Annotated in this window: 20 protein-coding genes; 8 read left to right on the top strand and 12 right to left on the bottom strand. The window is 65.0% G+C overall.

Annotation, left to right across the window (positions count from 1 at the left end):
* The 6 genes from ccmI to MJ8_RS10525 form a co-directional block, all read right to left on the bottom strand.
* On the bottom strand, positions 1 to 1,137 hold the full coding sequence (gene ccmI, locus MJ8_RS10550) for a c-type cytochrome biogenesis protein CcmI (RefSeq protein ID WP_201414313.1): 1,137 nt from the start codon (positions 1,135 to 1,137) through the stop codon (positions 1 to 3).
* A 136-nt stretch (positions 1,138 to 1,273) separates the two neighbouring features.
* Positions 1,274 to 1,711 (bottom strand): hypothetical protein, encoded by a 438-nt coding sequence (locus tag MJ8_RS10545; RefSeq protein WP_201414312.1) that lies wholly within the window; start codon positions 1,709 to 1,711, stop codon positions 1,274 to 1,276.
* Entirely contained in the window at positions 1,708 to 1,848 is a 141-nt protein-coding gene (locus tag MJ8_RS10540) for a hypothetical protein (protein ID WP_201414311.1), read from the bottom strand. Before MJ8_RS10540 ends, MJ8_RS10545 begins: the two co-directional genes overlap by 4 nt.
* Positions 1,848 to 3,236, bottom strand: coding sequence for an ATP-binding protein (locus MJ8_RS10535; RefSeq protein WP_201414310.1), 1,389 nt, complete (start codon positions 3,234 to 3,236; stop codon positions 1,848 to 1,850). The genes MJ8_RS10540 and MJ8_RS10535 overlap by 1 nt, the downstream gene beginning before the upstream one ends.
* Before the next feature lie 22 nt (positions 3,237 to 3,258).
* On the bottom strand, positions 3,259 to 3,924 hold the full coding sequence (locus tag MJ8_RS10530; protein ID WP_201414309.1) for a response regulator transcription factor: 666 nt from the start codon (positions 3,922 to 3,924) through the stop codon (positions 3,259 to 3,261).
* A 63-nt stretch (positions 3,925 to 3,987) separates the two neighbouring features.
* Positions 3,988 to 4,287 carry a hypothetical protein gene (locus tag MJ8_RS10525; RefSeq protein ID WP_140807903.1) on the bottom strand — a complete coding sequence of 100 codons (300 nt, stop codon included), beginning with the start codon at positions 4,285 to 4,287 and terminating at the stop codon, positions 3,988 to 3,990.
* A 218-nt stretch (positions 4,288 to 4,505) separates the two neighbouring features.
* Between MJ8_RS10525 and MJ8_RS10520 the strand changes: the two genes are divergently transcribed.
* A complete protein-coding gene (locus MJ8_RS10520) occupies positions 4,506 to 4,892 on the top strand; it encodes an ester cyclase (protein WP_201414308.1) in 387 nt (128 codons plus the stop codon).
* Positions 4,893 to 5,007: 115 nt separating this feature from the next.
* Here the strand turns inward: MJ8_RS10520 and MJ8_RS10515 are convergent, their stop codons facing one another.
* The 3 genes from MJ8_RS10515 to MJ8_RS10505 form a co-directional block, all read right to left on the bottom strand.
* Positions 5,008 to 5,415, bottom strand: a complete 408-nt coding sequence (locus MJ8_RS10515) for a DUF3168 domain-containing protein (RefSeq protein ID WP_201414307.1) — start codon at positions 5,413 to 5,415, stop codon at positions 5,008 to 5,010.
* A 134-nt stretch (positions 5,416 to 5,549) separates the two neighbouring features.
* Positions 5,550 to 7,103 carry a trimethylamine methyltransferase family protein gene (locus MJ8_RS10510; protein ID WP_201414306.1) on the bottom strand — a complete coding sequence of 518 codons (1,554 nt, stop codon included), beginning with the start codon at positions 7,101 to 7,103 and terminating at the stop codon, positions 5,550 to 5,552.
* A gap of 12 nt (positions 7,104 to 7,115) precedes the next feature.
* On the bottom strand, positions 7,116 to 9,527 hold the full coding sequence (locus MJ8_RS10505; protein WP_201414305.1) for a GcvT family protein: 2,412 nt from the start codon (positions 9,525 to 9,527) through the stop codon (positions 7,116 to 7,118).
* Between the two features lie 112 nt (positions 9,528 to 9,639).
* Here MJ8_RS10505 and MJ8_RS10500 point away from each other — a divergent pair, with 112 nt between their 5' ends.
* From MJ8_RS10500 to MJ8_RS10470, 7 genes are all read left to right on the top strand, one after another.
* Positions 9,640 to 10,278: a TetR/AcrR family transcriptional regulator gene (locus MJ8_RS10500; protein ID WP_201414304.1), complete on the top strand. Its 639-nt coding sequence runs from the start codon at positions 9,640 to 9,642 to the stop codon at positions 10,276 to 10,278.
* A 166-nt stretch (positions 10,279 to 10,444) separates the two neighbouring features.
* A complete protein-coding gene (locus tag MJ8_RS10495; RefSeq protein ID WP_201414303.1) occupies positions 10,445 to 12,601 on the top strand; it encodes a transglycosylase domain-containing protein in 2,157 nt (718 codons plus the stop codon).
* 182 nt (positions 12,602 to 12,783) lie between these two features.
* Positions 12,784 to 13,368, top strand: coding sequence for a DUF1214 domain-containing protein (locus tag MJ8_RS10490; protein ID WP_201414302.1), 585 nt, complete (start codon positions 12,784 to 12,786; stop codon positions 13,366 to 13,368).
* Positions 13,361 to 13,909, top strand: a complete 549-nt coding sequence (locus MJ8_RS10485; protein ID WP_201414301.1) for a DUF1254 domain-containing protein — start codon at positions 13,361 to 13,363, stop codon at positions 13,907 to 13,909. The genes MJ8_RS10490 and MJ8_RS10485 overlap by 8 nt, the downstream gene beginning before the upstream one ends.
* 390 nt (positions 13,910 to 14,299) lie before the next feature.
* Positions 14,300 to 15,310 (top strand): hypothetical protein, encoded by a 1,011-nt coding sequence (locus MJ8_RS10480; RefSeq protein WP_201414300.1) that lies wholly within the window; start codon positions 14,300 to 14,302, stop codon positions 15,308 to 15,310.
* Positions 15,311 to 15,501: 191 nt separating this feature from the next.
* A complete protein-coding gene (locus tag MJ8_RS10475) occupies positions 15,502 to 15,930 on the top strand; it encodes a MerR family transcriptional regulator (protein WP_201415389.1) in 429 nt (142 codons plus the stop codon).
* Positions 15,866 to 16,285: a carboxymuconolactone decarboxylase family protein gene (locus MJ8_RS10470; protein WP_201414299.1), complete on the top strand. Its 420-nt coding sequence runs from the start codon at positions 15,866 to 15,868 to the stop codon at positions 16,283 to 16,285. The genes MJ8_RS10475 and MJ8_RS10470 overlap by 65 nt, the downstream gene beginning before the upstream one ends.
* Positions 16,286 to 16,358: 73 nt before the next feature.
* Here the strand turns inward: MJ8_RS10470 and MJ8_RS10465 are convergent, their stop codons facing one another.
* The 3 genes from MJ8_RS10465 to MJ8_RS10455 all read right to left on the bottom strand — a co-directional run bounded on the left by MJ8_RS10465 (position 16,359) and on the right by MJ8_RS10455 (position 19,277).
* Positions 16,359 to 16,706 carry a DUF1491 family protein gene (locus tag MJ8_RS10465; protein ID WP_201414298.1) on the bottom strand — a complete coding sequence of 116 codons (348 nt, stop codon included), beginning with the start codon at positions 16,704 to 16,706 and terminating at the stop codon, positions 16,359 to 16,361.
* Between the two features lie 71 nt (positions 16,707 to 16,777).
* Positions 16,778 to 17,566, bottom strand: coding sequence for a peptidoglycan-binding protein (locus tag MJ8_RS10460; protein WP_201414297.1), 789 nt, complete (start codon positions 17,564 to 17,566; stop codon positions 16,778 to 16,780).
* Positions 17,541 to 19,277 (bottom strand): sensor histidine kinase, encoded by a 1,737-nt coding sequence (locus MJ8_RS10455; protein ID WP_201414296.1) that lies wholly within the window; start codon positions 19,275 to 19,277, stop codon positions 17,541 to 17,543. Before MJ8_RS10455 ends, MJ8_RS10460 begins: the two co-directional genes overlap by 26 nt.
* Between the last annotated feature and the right edge of the window lie 188 nt (positions 19,278 to 19,465).

Raw genomic sequence — 19,465 nt, 5'->3', positions numbered from 1 at the left:
TTACTCCGTCGCCGTCACGCCGAGGGAGGCGGCGAAGGCGCTGAATTTCTTGGCCTGCGCGCTGTCCGCACCGAAGGCGGCGACGGCGCGGCCGAGCGCGTCGCGCGCCTGGTCGGCCTTGCCAAGCACGACATAGGAACGGATGAGCCGCATCCATCCTTCCTCATCGCGGGGATTCTGCTTCAATTTGTCGTCCAACCCGGCCACCATGGTCTCGATCATCGCCTGCCGGTCCTGCGGCGACATCTGCTGCGCGGCTTCCACCTGCTGCGCGTCCGGGCCATTGGCCGGCGCGGCATCGGCGACTGCGGGGCCTCCCGCCTCGGCAAGCGCCTGCTGGACGGCGCTGCGCCAAGGCGAATCCGGCGCGAGCTGGCCGAGCATCTTCTGCCAGGCGGCAACGGCCTCGGCCTTCTTGCCTTCCTGGGCGAGGCCGACGCCCAAGTAGAAATTCGCCTTGGCATTGGCCGGATCGAGCTTCAGGGCCGCCTCGAAGGCTTTTTGAGCGTCGGCCGAAACGATGCCGCCTGCAGCGCTGGCGATCGCCTCGCCCAGACCCGACTGGCGCACGGCGCTGTCGCCGTCGAGGCGGATGGCATTGCGGTAGGCGGTCACCGCGTCAGCAAAGCGCTGCAGCCGAAGATAGATCGGCGCCAGCACGTCCCAGCCCTTGCCGTCCGACGGATTGGCGGCGAGATGGGCTTCAGCGCGGGCGACCAGTTCGTCGACCGAGGAATCGGCCGGGTTCTTGGCCAGACGTTCGGCGAGCGGCTGCGACGGCAGATCGGGAGAGCCAAGCATGCCGTAAAGCCCCCAGCTCAGCAGGGGAACTGCTAGCACGGCCACGCTGGCGACCCATCTGGCGCTGCGCGAGGGCTTGGGCGTTGCCGCGCCGGATTGCGCAGCCGCGCCGAGACGCAGGATGCGGCGGCCGATCTCGGCACGCGCCTCCTCGGCCTCACCGGGCTGGATCAGGCCTCGCGCCATGTCGCGGTCGAGCTCGGAAAGCTGGTCGCGATAGACTTCGAGATCGTGATCGCCGTCCGGCGACACGCTCTTCATGCCGCCAGTAAGCGGCAACAGCACTGCAAGGCTGGCGCCCAGCGTGAGGATTGCGGCTATGACCCAGAACAGCATGCCTATTCCAATAACGGCAGAGCCCTGCCCTGCCAACACGACCATCATGCGACGCTTTGACGGCGGGCACCGCCTGGCCTTGATCGAAGTCAAGCCGAGCAGATAATTAGGCAGGCCCGGCTTGTCTTCCAGTCGGCTATGTCAGCGGCGTCCAGCTGCCGTCGGCGTTGCGGCAGGCGGTGCCACGCGCGGTGACGCCCGCGCCGCTGGTATAGACAGTGTGGATGTACTGGCGGCAGTCCTGCGAGCCGACACGGTAGGGCTGGGCAGCGGTCACCTCGCCATAATGCGAGGAGTTGTCGCTCTTCCACGTCACTTTCTGGCCGCTGGTGTTGTATTCCAGCGCCTTGTACTCCGCCTCCAGCCCCTTGCGCTTTTCGGCATCGCTGAGACCCGAGCCGATCGATCCGCCGATAAGCCCACCATTCATGGCCGAAACGATGCTGGTCGATACCTTGCCCCCGGCCGGCGGCGTGGAAGCAGGTGTGACAGGAGAGGTCGGACCACCGCTGCCCAGCGTCGTGCAGCCGGAAACGGCGAGCAGGGCGGAAACGAGCGCGACGCGAATCTTCATGCCGGCAACCGGTTCTCTTCAGCGGGACGGAACTGGATGGGCAGGGGGCGCGCCATCAGGAGGTTTTCATCGCCATAGTGTTGATATTTGTCGGAAATTTGGCCGTTGGCGGCCGCACGAAAATCGATAGGAAACATCACTGAAGGCTCCGCAATCTCACCACCACCCTCAAGCCGCCCATGCTGGACCGTTCCAGCGCCAGCGAGCCTCCATACTCGTTGACGAGGTCGGCGACAATGGCAAGGCCAAGCCCCGTTCCCGGCTTCGTCTCGTCCAGTCTCTTGCCACGCTTCAACACCTCTCGCGCGCTGTCCTCGGGAATGCCCGGACCGTCATCCTCTATAACGATTTCAAACAGGTTGCCGCTTCCCGAAATAGTGGCGATCGTCACGGCAACGGCGCTCTTTGCCCATTTCATCGCGTTGTCGAGCAGATTGCCGAGCAGTTCCTCGAGATCCTCGCGCTCGCCGGCAAAGACGATCTCGGCCGACGGCAGCGAAAGCGTCAGCCGCGTTTGCGGGTTGAGCTTGCGCAGCACGCGCACCATGCGCTCGACCAGCGGTGAAACCGGGGTGCGGAAGACGACGCTGTCGCGCTGCGCGGCGACGCGCGCGCGCTGCAGATAATGATCGACCTGCATCTGCATCGAGGCAGCCTGCTCGGCGATCAGCTGGCCCTTGGCGCCGCCGAGCGCGCGGCCCTCGTTGATCAGCACGGCCAAAGGCGTCTTCAGCGAATGGGCAAGGTTGCCGACCTGCGTGCGCGAGCGCTCGACGATGCGCCGGTTGTTCTCGATCAGCGCGTTGGTCTCGTTGGCCAGCGGCTCGATCTCGGCCGGGAAGCTGCCGTCGAGCCGCTGCGCGGTGCCTTCGCGCACCATGGCCAGCGCGTTGCGGACCCGGCGCAAAGGCTGGAGACCCAACAAGATGGCGATGGCGTTTATGGCGATCATGCCGACGCCGAACAGCGACAGATAGGTGAGCAGGCGACGCTGGAAGCTGGCGATCTCCTGCTCCAATTCGCTGTGGTTACCCATGACGCGGAAACGCGCGGCGCGGTTCTTGGCGTCGAGGACAAACTCGCTCTCGAACACTTCGAGCTGCTCGCCCTTGATGCCTTCCATCGAGTAGCTGCGCTGGAAGTTCGCGTTGAACGGCACTTCCGCGACGCTCGGCGACAGGAGAGAGGTCGTCATCGAGGAGGAGTGGATCTCGCCATGCACGCCTTCGGAGGCGGGCTCCACCGACCAGTACCAGCCGGAATTCGGTTCGGAAAAGCGCAGGTCGCCAAGGTCGGGCGAACCGGTCAGCGCGCCGTTGTCGGAAATGCCGACGGAGCCGATCAGGTTGAACAGATGCGCCGAAAGCAGGCTGTCGAAGCCGCGCTCGCTGGCCTGGCGGTAAAGCGTGGTGATAAGGGTGAAGATGACGACCAGCGTCAGGATCGCCCAGATGGTCGAAAAGGCGATGACGCGAAAGGTCAGCGAGCGCGGCCAGAGCCGCAGCCTGGAAAGCCACGCTCCCATCGTTGGCTTCAGCGGTTCCGCGTCACGCCTCCGGCTCACGCATGCGATAGCCCATGCCACGCACGGTTTCGATCATGTCGATGCCCATCTTCTTGCGAAGCCTACCGACAAACACCTCGATGGTGTTGGAATCGCGGTCGAAATCCTGGTCGTAGAGGTGCTCGACCAGCTCGGTGCGCGACACCACCTCGCCCATATGATGCATGAGATAGGCGAGAAGCCGGAATTCGTGCGAGGTGAGCTTCAGTGGCACGCCGTCCACATCGGCCTTGGACGCCTTGGTGTCCAGACGCAGCGGTCCGCAGGTGAGCTCCGACGAAGCATGGCCAGCCGCGCGGCGGATCAGCGCCCGCACCCGGGCCAGCACCTCCTCGATATGGAAGGGCTTTGTCACATAGTCGTCGGCGCCGGCGTCGATACCGGCGACCTTGTCGCTCCAGCGGTCGCGCGCGGTGAGGATCAGCACCGGCATCTTGCGGCCGCCGCGGCGCCAACGCTCGACGACGCTGATGCCATCCATCTGCGGCAGGCCGATATCGAGGACCACGGCATCGTAAGGCTCGGTGTCGCCGAGGAAATGCCCCTCCTCGCCGTCATAGGCGCGGTCGACCACATAGCCGGCATCGACCAGCGCATCGGCCAATTGCCGGTTGAGATCCTTGTCATCCTCGACGACGAGCACGCGCATGGGTTGAAGCCTGTTGCTGGTAGACGTATAGGCCGATTCCGCCGGCCAGGGAAACGATAGGGGTCAGCCCATGGGGACGACGATTTCCGAGCGGCGCGGACGCTGTCCATCCTTACCGGGGACGAGCACGACGATGACGCAGACCTGCTGGCCGCCGCGCGTCGCCTGCGAGGCCTTGGCCAGCGTGCCGCCGTTCTGCGCGGCAACCTGCTGGCCGATGGCGTAGCAATCGCCGGCGGCAAGCACGACCGGCTGGTCGACCGACGGGTCGATGACCGGCATTGCCGTCGTCTGCGACGCAAAGAGGCCGGCCGCGGCAAGCGCCAGCACTGCTTTGCGGAGGTGAGAGCCAAGATTTTTCATGATCACGGTTCTAACGCATATGGGCTGAACGTGAAATGAACGGTGAACAATCGAAAATTCATGCCCGCCATCCCCCTGCGTGCCGATGCCGAGGCTCCCTCAAACCCGGCTTCGAATTCATAGCCGGAAAAACAGTCGATCCGCTACGCTTTTTGGCCTGCCTTTACCTCGCCCTGCGCTAACTGGTGTAGAACGCCGGACGGCCATGGGAGGATACGATGACGCGTGACGATATTGCCGATCTCTACCGGGGCTACATCGCCTGCCTGAACGACCAGGATTGGGACAATCTCGGCCGTTTCGTCGGCGAGGAGGTGCAGTATAACGGCGAGACGATCGGGCTTTCTGGCTATCGCCGCATGCTGGAAGGCGATTTCGAGGCCATCCCCGACCTGCGCTTCAACATCGAGCTTCTGATCTCCGAGCCGCCGCGCGTGGCGGCGCGCCTGCATTTCGACTGCCATCCCAAGGGCGTGCTGTTCGGCCTGCCGATCCACGGCAACCGCGTTTCCTTCGCCGAGAATGTCTTCTACGAGTTCCATGACAGCCGCATAAGGGAAGTATGGTCGGTCATCGACAAGGCCGCGATCCAGGCGCAGCTGTGAGGCCGTTAGATCGTGATGGTGTTTCGTTGAATCGCCCTCACGATCTAACTCTTTGTTGGAGCATGATCTTTTTCCGAAAACCGGTTCCCACTTTTCGGCTTCATGCTCTAGCGTCTCAGGCGGTCTCCTGCGTCAAGGCGCGGAAGCGCAGCAATCCGTGATGGACCGCAAGGTCCTCGTCATAACGCGCCTCGGCGAACTCGAGCGACAGGCGCGTCTGGCCGCGCGGGCCAATGGACAGCGCGGCGCCATCGAGACGCGCCTTGATGCTGTCCATGATCAAGCGCGTCTCGGCCTCGCCCTGGGCCTTCGACCAGATGTGCAAGGTGACCAGCTGGTCATTGTCATTGTCGGCGCCTGTCTCGAGATCGAAGGCGCTGGTGCGGCCGTAGGTGACATGCGGATAGGCGGCCTTGGCATCGGCGCGCTCGAGCAGGCCCGCGCCGCCGAGCAGCGCCGACAGCGATGCATCGGTCTTCAGCCTCAGGAACAAGGCCTGCATCAAATCGCCAGGCGCCGTCATCTACCGTCCATCGCCAATACTTGTCTCCGCGTCGCGGCCAACGTAGCCGCGCTCGCGCTCCGATGCCAGATCGCGAATCGTTTTGACTATAACGTGAAGGGCGAAGGTCTCGAATTTATTACGTTTTCGACAAATCAGGAAACCGGCGCCGCGCCGCCCTCCTCGGTGCGCTTCGCAATAAACTCATCGAGCGGGCCCGCGGTGTCGGCAGCGGAGGCCGGCGGCTGGAAGTCAGCGAGAATCCGCTTCCAGAGACCGGTCGCACGCTCCGTCGCCGTCTTCGAACCGGATTGCGTCCAGTTGCCGAAATTCGACCAGTCGGCGACCAGCGGCTCGTAGAAGGCGGTGCGGTAGCGGGCCATTGTATGCGCCGCCGAAAAGAAATGGCCGCCGGGCTGCACTTCGGCGATGGCCTCGAAGCCGATGGCATCGGTATCGCCCGGCGTCGCGGCGCAAAGCTCGGCAATGGTCTGCAGCGCCTCGATGTCCGTGATCAGCTTTTCCAGGGAGACGCTCAGGCCGCCTTCCAGCCAGCCGGCAGCGTGGATGCACATGGTGGCGCCGGCCAGCACCGAACCCCACAGGGCAAACTGCGTCTCATGCGCCGCCTGCGCGTCGGAAACATTGGCGGCGCTGCCGCCGCCGGAGCGCCAAGGCAGGCCGGTGTAGCGGGCAAGCTGCCCCGCCCCCAGCGTCGCCTTGATGTGTTCCGGCGTGCCGAAGGCCGGGGCTCCGGACTTCATGTCGACATTGGAGGAGAAGGAGCCGTAGACAACCGGCGCGCCGGGCCGCACCATCTCAGCCAGCGTCAGTCCGGCCAGCGCCTCGGCATGCTGCAAGGTCAGCGCGCCGGCAACCGTGATCGGCGCCATCGCGCCGGCCAGGCAGAAGGGCGTGATGACCAGGACCTGGCCAGCCTTGGCGAAGTCGATGATGCCTTGCGCCATCGGGATATCCAGCTGACGCGGCGAGTTGGTGTTGATGACGGTGTAGCAATGGGCGCCGGCGCGGAACTCGTCCTGCGAAAGGCCGCGCGCCAGGCGGATCATTTCGAAACCGTCCTCGACCTGCGGCGTGCCGCGCGCGAAGACGAAAGGGAACTTGTCCGAGAGCGTCAGCTGCGCCCGGTTGACGGCATAGTGGCGGAAGCGGTTGTCGATGTCCTGCGGCTCGACGCAGGGGCCAAGCATGTGCAGCACGTCGAAATGCTGGATCAGCTTGGTGAATTCCTCGAAGGCGGCGAGCGTGCCCGGCCGGCGGCCGCGCTCGAGATCGGTGACGTTGGGCGCGCCGGAGCCGGCCAGGAAGGCCATCGAGCCGAGCTCGAGCGTCAGGTCGCGCGAGCGGTCGCCGCCAAGTGCCGGAATGGAGCGCGGCGCCGAGGCAAGTGCAGCCTCGACCATGTCGCGGCCGATCCTGACCATCTGGCTGTCTTCGTCGACCAAAGCGCCGGCCTTGGCGTAGATGGCGCGGGCCTCAGGCAGCAGCACCTTGATGCCGAGCTCCTCCAGCACGCGCAGCGCGGCGGCGTGGATGGCCGCGACCTGATCGTTGGAAAAGATCGGCTGCGGCAGGAAGGGGTTCTTCAGCGATCGGTAGTTCGGATGACGGCTGGACTCGCTGCCCGCCTCGCCGGTGCGTCCCCGCCGGCGCTCGCGCCGGAGATCACGTGCGGCCTCGTCAATCATGGCGGTTCCTCCTCATTGCCGCATCGCCTTGCCTTCAGCGTCGTAGGGCGAGGCGGCTATGACGCGCGCCGGCCGTTCGACCCCGACAATGTGTACGGAAAGTTCGGTGCCCTCCCCGGCGAAATCGTCATCGAGCAACGCCAGGGCGACGCTCTTGCCGAGGGTATAGCCATAGCCGCCGGAGGTGACGAAGCCGACGCGCCGGCCATTCGACCAGACCGGCTCGAAGCCGCTGGCATCCGCGTCGACAGCGTCGACCTCCAGGGTCACGATGCGCCGCGAAACACCCGCCTCGCGCTCTTCCAGCGCCGCCTGGCGGCCGACAAAATCGCCCTTGCCGAAAGCGATGAAGCGGTCGAGCCCAGTCTGACCCGGCGTGTAGCCTTGCGTGAATTCGCGCGACCAGATGCCGAAACTCTTTTCCAGCCGCAGCGAGTTCAGCGCGTAATAGCCGATCTCGGCCAGGCCGAGGTCTTCGCCGGCGGCAAGCAGCGTCTCGCGCAGGGTCGAATGCAGGGTGGCCGGGCAGTTGATCTCGAAGCCGAGTTCGCCGGCGATCGACAGCCTTGCCACCCTGGCGCGCACCATGCCGATGTCGAACACGCCGCAAGCCATGAAGGGCATCGCCTCGGCGGAGAGATCCTGATGCGTGGTGCGTTCGAGGATCTTTCGCGCATTCGGGCCGGTGACGAGGAAACCGGATGTCGCATCGGAAATGTCGGCAACCTTGACGCCGTCGGCCAGATGCGCCTCGAACCAGCGCATGTGGAATTCGCGCAAATAATAGGAGCCCATCATCCAGTATTCGCCGCCGCCCCAGTTGAGCACGGTGAGATCGCCCTTCAGCCTGCCGTCGGGCCCAAGCATCGGCGCCAGCTTCGCGTGGCCGGGCTTCGGCAGCCGGCAGGCGAGCAGTCTGTCGAGCCACGCCTCTGCTCCGGGGCCTGACACGACGTAGCGCGAGAAGGCCGTGGTATCGACGAGGCCGGCGGCGCGGCGCACCTGCAACACCTCGTCGCCGACGATGTCGAAGGCATTGGAGCGCTTCAGCGTCGTCTCCTCGCGGAAGCCCATCGGCGCGAAATAGGCCGGGATCTCCAGTCCCCACGACGCCGTCCATTCGGCTCCGGCGGCGCTCATGCCGTCATAGGCGCCGGGACGCTTCAGCGGCCGGCCCGCCGGCAGGCGCTCGTTGGGGAAGGTCATGACGAAGCGGCGGGCATAGAACTGGCCCGTTGTCTGCCTGAGATACTCGCGGTTGGCGGCGAAGGCGCCGTAGCGGGCGATGTCCATGCCGAAGATATCGGCTTCCGGCTCGCCATAAATCATCCATTCGGCCAGCGACTTGCCGACGCCGCCGCCCTGGCTGAAGCCGGCCATGACGCCGCAGGCGACCCAATAATTCTTCAAGCCACGCACCGGGCCGACCAGTGGATTGCCGTCGGGCGTGAAGGTGAAGGCGCCGTTGACCCATTTGCGGATGCCGGCATTCGCCAGGCAGGGAAAGCGCTCATAGGCCTTGGCAAGCTCGGGACTGATGCGGTCGATATCCTCCGGGATCAGTTCGATGCCGTAGTCCCAGGGCGCGCCGTCCATGTTCCAATGTTTCGGGTTCTGCTCGTAGACGCCGAGCAGCACGCCCTTCCGCTCCTGGCGAAGGTAGGAGAAGCCGTCGAGATCGACGGCAAGGCCGAGCTCCTTGTCGAGGGCGGCGACTTCCGGAATGTCCTCGGTGACGAAATAATGATGCTCCATCGGCGTCACCGGCAGGTCGACGCCGGCCATCAGCCCGACCTGCTTGGCCCACAGGCCGCCGGCATTGACGACGTGCTCGGCGACGATCGTGCCCTTCTCGGTGACGACGTCCCAGCCGCCGTCGGCGCGTTGCCTCAGCTCGACGACGCGGTTGCGCAGGATGACGTCCGCGCCGCGCCTCTTCGCGGCGCCGGCATAGGCGTGCGTGGTGCCATAGGGATCGAGATGGCCCTCGTTGGAATCGTAAAGGCCGCCCAGCACGCCATTTACATCGACGATCGGACAGATTTCCTTGATTTCCTCGGGCGTCACCAGCCGCGCCGTCTCGATGCCGACCGACTGGAACACCGCCCAGGCCGATTTCAGCCACTCCCAGCGCTGCGGGTCGCTCGCCATGTTGACGCCGCCGGTCATGTGCAGCCCGGCATTCTGGCCCGACTCGGCCTCGATCTCGCGATAGAGCTTGATCGTGTAGTCCTGCAGAGCCGCGACATTGGGATCGGCGTTGAGCGCGTGGAAGCCGGCCGCCGCGTGCCACGTCGAGCCCGCCGTCAACTCGGCGCGCTCGATCAGCGCCACATCGCTCCAGCCAAAACGCGTGAGGTGATAAAGCACCGAGGCGCCTACCACGCCTCCTCCGATGACCACTGCCCGGTAATGCGACTTCACGAGCCCTCTCCCTCTCGTTGGAGGCTCTGACGATACATCTCCTGGACATATGTGTCTAGACACTTCTGTCCAGAGCTTGCGCTGCGGCCCGTGCCGTGCCACTTGTTCGGTCATGACCATGACCGCTCCCCGGGACGAGCCGGCGCCCGGCAATATCAAGGTGACCCGCGCGGACTGGATAAACCTCGCGTTGCGGACGCTGGTTTCAGACGGCATCGAGAGCGTGCGCGTGCTGACGCTGGGACAGAGGCTCGGCGTCTCGCGCTCGAGCTTCTACTGGTATTTCGAAAGCCGGCAGGACCTGCTCGACCAGTTGCTCAAGCATTGGCACGAGACCAACACCACGGCGATCGTCGAGCGTGCCCGCCGGCCGGCAGATACCATCATCATGGGTGTGATGAACGTCTTCGAATGCTGGGCCGACGAGCGCCTGTTCGATCCCAGGCTCGATTTCGCCGTCCGCGAATGGGCAAGGCGCTCCGACGACGTGCGGCGCATGATCGACAAGGCCGACGAGGAACGCCTGCTTGCCATACGCGACATGTACCGCCGGCATGGCTATGAGAGCGAAGACGCCTTCATCCGCGCCCGCGTCCTGTACTACATGCAGATCGGCTATTACGTGCTCGACCTGAAGGAACCGGTAGAGGCGCGCGTCAGCCATCTCGCCGCCTATCTGCGCTCCTTCACCGGCCAGGAGCCGACAGAGGCGGATGTGGCGCATTTCATGCGTTTCATCGCGTCGCGGTGATTGAGATCGGCTGCCAACGGCCACCGTATTTCCAACAAAGCTTGGGCTGTGGCTTCGCCGCCCTTGTGGGCGGTGATAAAATGGTCGAATAATTTGACGGGGGCGCCACCCTGAAACTGCCCGCATGCTGTTTTCGGGCGAAAGCGCATTGGGGCCGAAGTCTGGAATGGCAAGTCCTTCGAAACCACGCAAGAGAAGAGGCCGGATCGCCTCGGCGGCTCTGGCCGTCGACGCGTGGCTTGATTCCTCGCTCTATGAGATCGGCTTCAAGGCGCGTGAATTCTGGGAAGCGGCGACCATCTTTTCCCGCCGCTTCCGGGTGCATGGCTGGCGCCGCGCCATCATAGAGGTGCTGAGCGAAGGTTTCACCATGGGCGCCGGCGGCTTCGTGGTGCTGCTGGCGCTCGCCATGCCGGCCTTCGACATCACCGCCGGCGACTGGCGCAACCAGGGCGACTTCGCCGTCACCTTCCTGGACCGCTACGGCAACGAGATTGGCCAGCGCGGCATCATCCAGCGCGATTCCGTGCCGGTCGACGAGATGCCGGACATCGTCATCAAGGCGGTGCTGGCGACCGAGGACCGGCGTTTCTTCGACCATTACGGCATCGACATCCTAGGCCTGTCGCGCGCGCTCTTCGAGAATATGCGCGCGAATTCCGTGGTCCAGGGCGGCTCCAGCATCACGCAGCAGCTCGCCAAGAACCTGTTCCTGTCCAACGAGCGCACCTTGGAGCGCAAGATCAAGGAAGCCTTCCTGTCGCTGTGGCTGGAGGCGAACCTTTCCAAGAAGGAGATCCTGCAACTCTATCTCGACCGCGCCTATATGGGCGGCGGCACGTTCGGCATCGAGGCAGCGGCGGATTTCTATTTCGGCAAGAGCGTCAAGGATCTGAGCCTCGCCGAGGCGGCGATGCTGGCCGGCCTGTTCAAGGCGCCGACCAAATACGCCCCGCATATCAACCTGCCGGCGGCCCGCGCCCGCGCCAATGTGGTGCTGTCCAATCTTGTCGACGCCGGCTTCATGACAGAGGGCCAGGTGCTGCAGGCGCGGCTGCATCCGGCCGACGTCGTCGACCGCGGCGAGCAGAAGAGCCCGGATTATTTCCTCGACTGGGCCTTCGACGAGGTGAAGAAGATCGCCAAGCCTGGCCAGCATTCGCTGGTCGCCCATACCACTTTCGACGCCAACATCCAGAAGGCCGCGGAAGAGTCGGTCGAGTTCCATCTGAGGCAATTCGGCAAGGAATACAACGTCACCGAAGGCGCGGTGGTGGTGATCGAGACCAATGGCGCGGTGCGCGCCATCGTCGGCGGCCGCGACTACGGCGCCAGCCAGTTCAACCGCGCCACCAAGGCGCTGCGCCAGACCGGCTCCTCCTTCAAGCCCTATGTCTACGCCACCGCGATGGAACACGGCTTCACGCCGGATTCGGTCGTTTCGGGTGGCGCGATCAGTTGGGGCGGCTGGTCGCCGCACAACTATAATGGCGGCTCGGCCGGCAATGTCACGCTGCTCACGGCGATCGCCAAGTCGATCAACACCGTACCGGTGCGGCTTGCCAAGGATTATCTGGGCATCGGTCCGATCAAGGCGATGGCGGAATCGATGGGCGTCGAATCGCCGCTGGAATCGCACAAGACCATGGTGCTCGGCACGTCCGGCATGACGGTGATGGACCAGGCGACCGGCTACAGCGTCTTTGCCCAGAACGGTTTCGTTGGCTCCCGCCACGGCATCACCCAGCTCGTCACCCGCACTGGCGAGGTGGTCTATGACTGGGCCAAGGATGCGCCGCCGCCGCACCGCGTGCTGTCGGAAAAGGCCCTGAAATACATGAACACGATGCTGGCGGCGGTGCCGGCGATCGGCACGGCGCGGCGCGCCCAGCTTCCCAACATCGTCGTCGCCGGCAAGACCGGCACGACCCAATCCTATCGCGACGCCTGGTTCGTCGGCTTCACCGGCAACTACACGGCCGCCGTCTGGCTCGGCAATGACGACTTCACGCCGACCAACAAGATGACCGGCGGCACGCTGCCGGCGATGGTCTGGCAGCGTCTGATGGTCTATGCGCACCAGAACATCGACCTGAAGCCGATCCCGGGTCTCGATCATCCGTGGGTCGACCCGGAGGTCGCGGCCAAGGCCGAGGAAGCGGCGAAGAAGGAAGCCGACGCGGCGGCGGCGCAGGCCGAGGCAGAACGCCCGCCGGTGCTGTCCAGCCGCACCAGCCAGACGCTGCGGGACATGACCAAGGCTTTCCAGGCCGCGCCTGTACTGAACGCCCCCGCTTTGCCGGAGACGCTTTCGGCGCTTTAAAAGCATGCCTCCCGAAAGTGGGAACCGGGTTCGGGATGAAGACGTGCGTAAATCAAAACCTAAAGCGCATCGAGCGAATCTGAAAGATTGCGACGCGCTTTAGGGTGGCGCTTACGTGAAGCCGGCTTGCCACGGCACCCCGCGCCGCGATATCCCGGGCAATCTCCTCTGTTGCGGCTCTCATGCTCAAGAACGCCATCCTGACGCTGCTTTCGCTTGCCATCGCCATCGGGCTTGGCGGCTACAGCGTCTGGTATGCGCTCAATGCGCAGGACGGCATCGGCGCGATCCGCATCGGCCAATGGACCGCTTTCCCCGAAGTCGGGACGCTCAACGCCGACCCCTACTCCAAGGCGCGCGTGGCACGCGAGGGCGTGCTGGCGCTTGGGCAGGCCGAGGGGCTTGCCTTCGTCGCCGAGCGCGACGATGCCGGCGAGCCGCTGAAACGCGAATGCACCTACACGATCGAAGGCGGTTATCCCACCGCCCGCTTCTGGACGCTCTATGCCGCCGACCAGTCGCTTGGCGTGATCGACACAGGCAAGCCGAGGCAGTCGGCGCTGCAATCCTACGAAGTGCTGCGCCAGCCCGACAATTCGGTCGTCATTTCCGTCGGCAACCGCCCCGCTCCCGGCAACTGGCTGCTGACCGGCGGCTCCGGCAAGATGTATTTCGTGCTGACCTTCTACGACACGCCGATCGCCTCGAGCACCGGCCTCTCGGACGTCACGCTGCCGCGCATCCTGAAGGCGGGCTGCAATGCGTAGGCTGCTGCATGCCCTGATCCTCGGCCTCATCGGCGCCGGCATCGTGCATATCGTCGTCTTGTTCCTGGTGCCGGAATTTTCCGAACGCGATGCCTGGTCGCGGCTGGCGATGGCATCCGACCTCTACAAGATGACGCGGCTGGACGCCGAGGCCGGCGGCGCGCCGGTGGTGAAGTCGGTCGATCCGCTGTTTTACGCGGCCGCCTGCCGGTTCGATCTCTCGGACGGGCTGGTCAGGATCCGGGCGCCGGGCGACGTGCCGTTCTGGTCGGCCTCGGTCTACGACCGCAGCGGCCACAACATCTATTCCTTCAACGACCACAACGCCAATGGCGAGAAGCTCGATGCGGTGGTGCTGACGCCCGCGCAGATGATCGATGTGCGGCGCGACCTTCCGGAGGATCTGCAGGGCGCTATCTTCGTCGAGGCGCCGATCGAGGAAGGCATCTTCGTCGTCCGCGCCTTCGTGCCGGACGAGAGCTGGAAGCCGATCGTGTCGCGCTTCCTCGAGCAGAGCGCCTGCGAATTGCAGGACTATTGAGAAAACGATCCGATCAGTGATGCGGCTTGGCAGGTGGCGGAGAACCTGGCCTGTCGGAGCCGCTGTCCGGCCGGGCCGCATCGGCCTGGGGACGCAATTCATAGCGGACGCCGGGGAAAATGATGACCGCCGCCGGCGTGGTGTCGTGGCTTGCTCGATTTACAGGTGCCGCACGCGGCACAAAAGACAGGACCATGCCCATGGTTCGCGCATTCCTCTCGGTTTGACCGGAGCACAACGCAACGCCTCCAAAGTCGATTAAGGAACCTAGAGGGTTAACGGAGCGCTAACGGATCGCGGCTAATTTGATGTTTGTTTTCCCTGAAGCGCGAGACCGGTCCTGCCGGATTGCGCGGCTCGGGATTGTGTCGAGTGTCGGGCGTATCCTCCGTGTCATCTTCGGATTTCAGGCAAATCGCTATCCGGACCGAAGCGCGAAAGGCCGAAAGGCTGTTCCGCGCCGCCGTGTCGGCCTTCTGCTCGCTGACGCGCCCCTCGCGCCGTGAGATCGCCCAGCTCGAGGATCTGACGCTGCCGCTGTTCGACGAGGTCTCGGTCGAGTCGCGCCGCTATGTCGCCGCCGCCCTTTCGGAATGCGACTACGCGCCGACCGCGCTGGTCAGGCGGCTGGCCGAGGAGCCGGTCGAGATCGTCGCCCCTTTGCTCGCCCGCTCCAACGCGCTGAGCGACATCGACCTTATCGCGCTGATCGGCCGGCACGGGCTGCCGCACGCGCGCGCCATCGCGCGCCGCAAGGACCTCAACCCGACGATCGCCGACCTGATCCGCGCGCTGGAAAGACCGACGCTGGTCAAGACGCGGCCGCCGGAGACGGTCACCAAGCTCACGCCGAAACCGGAGCCCGTGGCCAAGGCGGACACCGACCGTCCCGCCTCCGGCGAAGCGGCGGAGAACGCGCGGCGCCGCCTGCGGTCGATGATGCGCCCGACCGGCGACGCTGCCGACGTCAACAACACCTTCCTCGGCCAACCGGCCTATGTGAAGCTGCGAGAGACGGCGCTGACCGGCAACGCGGCCTTCTTCCAGACCGCCCTTGCCGACGCGCTGGGGATCGACTTCGCGACGGCCCGCTCGGTGACCGGGCAGTCGGGCTATGGCGCATTGCTTGCGGCGCTGCGCGCCCTCGACCTCAGCGAAGACAGGGCTTTCCTGATCGCGGTCGCGGTCTATCCCGGCGAGTTCCCGCATCCGCAGGCGATCCGGCTCTTCCTCGACCGCTACCGGCTTCTGCACCGGGAGGCGGCGCTCGACAAGGTACGCGCCTGGAAAGCGGAGACCCTGTCGCGGGCGATCCGCGACAATGCTCCCGATGCGGTGAACATCGAGAGCCGCGAAGCCTCGAACAGCGACGAGGCGACCTCCAGCCTCAAGGCTTCCTGATCGGGTTAAAGACGCCTCGCGCTGGAGGAACCCGGGCGACGCGCTTTTAGCGTTTGTTTTTTCGCAATCAACGAGCCGATGTCGCCGCGAGACTTGGCATTTCCGCGACACGACAAAGTGACAACGCCTCTTGACTTAGAGTGCGCTCTAACTCGTAGCTTTCTGCGCGTCGTGACGAAAGAATGGCATTGATGAAGATTGGCGAGTTGGCGAAGCGTTCGGGACTGTCTGCCTACACTATCCGTTACTATGAGCGGATCGGGCTGCTTCCCCACGCCGACAGGGACCAATCGGGCCAACGTGACTACGACGCGTCAATCCTGACCTGGATAGAATTTCTCGACCGCCTCAAAACGACCGGGATGCCCATTCGGGAAATGCTGCGTTACGCGGCCTTGCGGGAGCGCGGCGTCGACACGGAAGCGGAGCGCGGCGCGCTGCTCAAGCAGCACCGTGAGCGTGTCCGTGCGCATGTGGCCAAACTGCAAGCCTGCCTTCTCGTCCTCGATACCAAGATCGCTGGATATGCCGGCGTGAAACAGAGGATGAAGGACTATGACGCATCAATCCCCGAACATCAGCGAAAGCCGGCTGGAACGCGGCAAGCGGGCGCTCGCTGAAATCGACGGCGAAGCCGGCCACAAAGTCATTGCCGCCCTCGCTGACATTGCCCCCGACTTCGCGAACTACGTGTTCGAATTCTCGTTTGGCGACATCTACAGCCGCCCCGGTCTCGATCTGCGCTCCCGTGAGATCGCCACCATCGCGGCGCTGACAGCGATGGGAACCGCGACCCCGCAACTGAAAGTCCATATCGAGGCGGGACTCAATGTCGGGCTGACCAAGGACGAAATCGTTGAAATCATCATCCAGATGACGGTCTATGCCGGCTTTCCCGCGACGCTCAACGGGCTGTTTGCGGCCAAAGAAGTCTTCGCCGCCCGGTTTCCCGTCCAGAACGGGGAAGCGGCATGATGAAGCTTCTGCCCTGCCTTGGCCTGCGGCCGGCGTTCTTGCAGTCACGGCGATTCCAGGCCCATGAAACGGCCTAGTCGGCCTTCACTAAAAGAAGCTCTTCGACCGGAATGGTCCCCGCCTCGATCTCGACCACCCAGATGTCGGGGTCGAATTTCTTTTCCCGCTCCAGCCGCGCATCGAAGGCCGAGCCGTCGTCGCTTGAATCGAGCAGGGCAAAGAAGCGCTCGTCGGGATCAGCCGAATCGTAGCTCGTCTGCGGCGCCGGCCCATAGAGGGCCACCTCCCCCAGACGCCCGCGCGACAGCACGAAAACTGCGCCCGCCTCGGTCGCGCCGCGCTTGACGATCGCGGCAAAGCCGCCGGCGCCGAAGACGCGGCGCACAAGGGCCGAGACCCAGAGATCGGTGGTCACGCGCATGGCAAGGTTCCGGATGTCATGCGCGGTTTCTTACAGCAAGGATGGAGGAACCGAAACGATCGATGCCGGGCTCAGTTCGTCAGGCCGATCTCGCGCATCTTGACATAGACAGCCTCGTCCGGCTCGCCGGTCTCGGGCAGGCCGAAGAGCGCCTGGAATTCCTTGATCGCGGCCTTGGTACGCGCGCCGACCTTGCCGTCGAGCTGCATATCATTGTTGCCGAAAGCCTTGAGGCCGGCCTGGATCTTGACGATGCGGGCATCGGGCGATTGCGTGGCGCCATCGGCCGGGGCGGAAACCGGGATGACGGGCGGCTTGGCGGCCGGGACGGCCACGCCGTCGGCCGGCCGCGGCGCCGGATGGGGAATGGCTGCCGTCGTCTGGCGGGCGCCAAGCTGGTCGAGCAACGCGCCGTCGATCTCGCCCGAGCCGGGCAGCCCGACTTTCAGTTGATAGGCCTGGATCGCTTTGCGCGTGGCCGGGCCTGTGAGGCCATCGACCGTGCCGTCATAAAAATTGAGATCCTTCAGAATGCCCTGCACCTGCTGGACGACCGGATCCGGCTTGGCGGCAGGCTGCGCCGGCGCCTGGCGAACAATGTTGATGGTGGTTTCCGGTTCGTTAGAGACGGTGTGCGGGAAATTCTCGATGCTGCGGGTGGCAAAGAAGGCGCCGGTATGCGGAAAAGGCTGATACCAGAGCGCATTGGCCGAGACATAGAACAGCGTCACCAGGAAGGCGGTCGAGCCGCCGACCAAGACCGGATTGCTCGCGATCAGCTGACCGACCGCGACAGCGCCTTCGGCGAGGACGCCGCGTTCGGGTTCGACGACCTTAGGCCGTTTTGCGGAGCGAGCCATTTCCCTCCCCATCTCTGTCCCCCTTCGGCTTCGCCGCCGGCATGGCCAGCACGCCGGAAGGCGCCCCGGAATGCCGCTTCGGCCCGTTCACCGGCAGGCCGATCGTCACCGTCGTGCCCTCACCCGGCGCGCTCTCGATCGACATCGTGCCGTCGTGCAGCGCGACCAGGCCCTTGACCAGCGACAGGCCGAGCCCGGTTCCCTCGAAACGGCGCGTGTAGTCGTTCTGGATCTGCATGAACGGCTTGCCGAGATTGCCCATGTCCTCCGCGGCGATACCGATGCCGGTGTCGCTCACCCAGAAATGCAGGCGCGAGCCGACGCGCTTGGCGCCGATCGCCACGCTGCCGCCATCGGGCGTGAACTTGACGGCGTTAGAAGCGAGATTGATCAGGATCTGCTGTACGGCGCGGCGGTCGGCATTGATCTCGCCCGCATCCGGCGCGATCTGCGTGGCAAGAACGATGCCCTTGGCGTCGGCCAGCGGCCGCATCATCGAGCGGCACATGTCGACCGCCTCGACGAAGCGGAACGGCTCCAGTTCGGTCGCATAGGCGCCCGCCTCGATCCGCGACACGTCGAGTATCGAGGTGACGACGGACAGAAGATGCTGGCCGGATTCCCTGACCAGACCGACATATTCCTTCTGGCGCGGGTCCTTGAAGGCGCCGAACATCTCGTGCAGCAGCATGTCGGAGAAGCCGATGATGGCGTTGAGCGGCGTCCGCAGCTCGTGGCTGACCACCGCAAGGAAGCGGCCCTTGGCCACTTCGGCGGTCGCGGCCTCCTCCTTCGCTTGGGCAAGCTCCTCCCGCAGCGCCGCGACATCGTCGTTTTCACGCAGGACCAGGGTGAAGGCGTCGCGATCGGCGTGGCCGCGCAGCAGCTCGAGGCTGAACGGGCGGAAATTGTCGGCCGCGCTCGAACCCTCGCGCGGCAGCCGGATGCGCAGGTCGAGCCGGCGCTTCAGCGCGCCCTCGCGCATATCGGCCAGAGCTGTGAGATAGGCGACGCGATCGGAAAGATGGACGCGGTCGAAAAGGCCGGTGCCGAGCAAGAGCTCCGGCGCCAATCTGAGGATCGAACGCGCCTTGGCGGAGGCGTCGAGCACGTCGCCCTGGCGCGCGAGGCGCAGCACGACGGCGTCGATGACGTCCTCAAGACGATCGGCGGCAGGCTCGGTCAGCCGCGAGTCTGCCGGATCGGCCAAGGCGGCGGCCCGCGGTGCCAGCGTCAGCGCCCAGGTGAGCGGCAGCAGCCAATGCCAGGCTGCGATTTCGCCCGATGGCAGGACATGGCTGGCGAGGGGCTGAAGCACGATCGCACCGACCGCCGCCAAGGCACCTGACAACGTGGCCCGCCGCGTTCCGGAGACCCACCAGGTCTCGACCGGCAAGGCGGCGGCAAGCAAAGCGACAGGCGAGGCCAACCCGCCCGCCGCGGCAATAGCTCCGGCGAGGGCAAGGCCCGCCAGCACCACAGCCATGCGGCTGGCGAACGCCATGTGACCGGTAGCCGCCACCAGAAGCGCCGCGAACCAGCATAGGCCGAAAGCGGCAAAGATCGCCGCCATCGTGACGGCCGCGCCGAGGCTGGACGTGACAAGCGTGACCGCGGCGCCCGCAGCCAGGAACGGAGCGGCAAACATGACGCCGATGAAGCGGCGCTGGCGCAAGCGCTCGGTCTCACCCGTCACGGTCGGATGAACCATGCGTTCGCAGCCGGCTGATATCGCGCCGGGCAATTGAACGTATCTGGCTGAAATCGAACTCAACGCACGCGTACCCGGTCGTAAAAACACCCTGCCTGGCAGGTGACTCAATCAATGACCTGAAACTCGCATCCAGCGTTTAAGGAATGGATAAGGCTGGCGGGGCCGGCGACCGCCCCAAGGCAAAT

The organism is Mesorhizobium sp. J8 (assembly GCF_016591715.1).
In the GTDB taxonomy this organism is placed as follows: Bacteria; Pseudomonadota; Alphaproteobacteria; order Rhizobiales; family Rhizobiaceae; genus Mesorhizobium.
This window is presented reverse-complemented; position numbering and strand designations above follow the sequence as displayed.

Coding starts and splice junctions, on each gene's coding strand:
- MJ8_RS10535 (WP_201414310.1), bottom strand. CDS start 3,236: ATGGGAGCGTGGCTTTCCAGGCTGCGGCTCTGGCCGCGCTCGCTGACC.
- MJ8_RS10500 (WP_201414304.1), top strand. CDS start 9,640: ATGACCATGACCGCTCCCCGGGACGAGCCGGCGCCCGGCAATATCAAG.
- MJ8_RS10490 (WP_201414302.1), top strand. CDS start 12,784: ATGCTCAAGAACGCCATCCTGACGCTGCTTTCGCTTGCCATCGCCATC.
- MJ8_RS10485 (WP_201414301.1), top strand. CDS start 13,361: ATGCGTAGGCTGCTGCATGCCCTGATCCTCGGCCTCATCGGCGCCGGC.
- MJ8_RS10525 (WP_140807903.1), bottom strand. CDS start 4,287: ATGAAAAATCTTGGCTCTCACCTCCGCAAAGCAGTGCTGGCGCTTGCC.
- MJ8_RS10460 (WP_201414297.1), bottom strand. CDS start 17,566: ATGGCTCGCTCCGCAAAACGGCCTAAGGTCGTCGAACCCGAACGCGGC.
- MJ8_RS10475 (WP_201415389.1), top strand. CDS start 15,502: ATGAAGATTGGCGAGTTGGCGAAGCGTTCGGGACTGTCTGCCTACACT.
- MJ8_RS10470 (WP_201414299.1), top strand. CDS start 15,866: ATGACGCATCAATCCCCGAACATCAGCGAAAGCCGGCTGGAACGCGGC.
- MJ8_RS10540 (WP_201414311.1), bottom strand. CDS start 1,848: ATGTTTCCTATCGATTTTCGTGCGGCCGCCAACGGCCAAATTTCCGAC.
- MJ8_RS10520 (WP_201414308.1), top strand. CDS start 4,506: ATGACGCGTGACGATATTGCCGATCTCTACCGGGGCTACATCGCCTGC.
- MJ8_RS10465 (WP_201414298.1), bottom strand. CDS start 16,706: ATGCGCGTGACCACCGATCTCTGGGTCTCGGCCCTTGTGCGCCGCGTC.
- MJ8_RS10510 (WP_201414306.1), bottom strand. CDS start 7,103: ATGATTGACGAGGCCGCACGTGATCTCCGGCGCGAGCGCCGGCGGGGA.
- MJ8_RS10455 (WP_201414296.1), bottom strand. CDS start 19,277: ATGGTTCATCCGACCGTGACGGGTGAGACCGAGCGCTTGCGCCAGCGC.
- MJ8_RS10495 (WP_201414303.1), top strand. CDS start 10,445: ATGGCAAGTCCTTCGAAACCACGCAAGAGAAGAGGCCGGATCGCCTCG.
- MJ8_RS10515 (WP_201414307.1), bottom strand. CDS start 5,415: ATGACGGCGCCTGGCGATTTGATGCAGGCCTTGTTCCTGAGGCTGAAG.
- MJ8_RS10530 (WP_201414309.1), bottom strand. CDS start 3,924: ATGCGCGTGCTCGTCGTCGAGGATGACAAGGATCTCAACCGGCAATTG.
- MJ8_RS10545 (WP_201414312.1), bottom strand. CDS start 1,711: ATGAAGATTCGCGTCGCGCTCGTTTCCGCCCTGCTCGCCGTTTCCGGC.
- ccmI (WP_201414313.1), bottom strand. CDS start 1,137: ATGCTGTTCTGGGTCATAGCCGCAATCCTCACGCTGGGCGCCAGCCTT.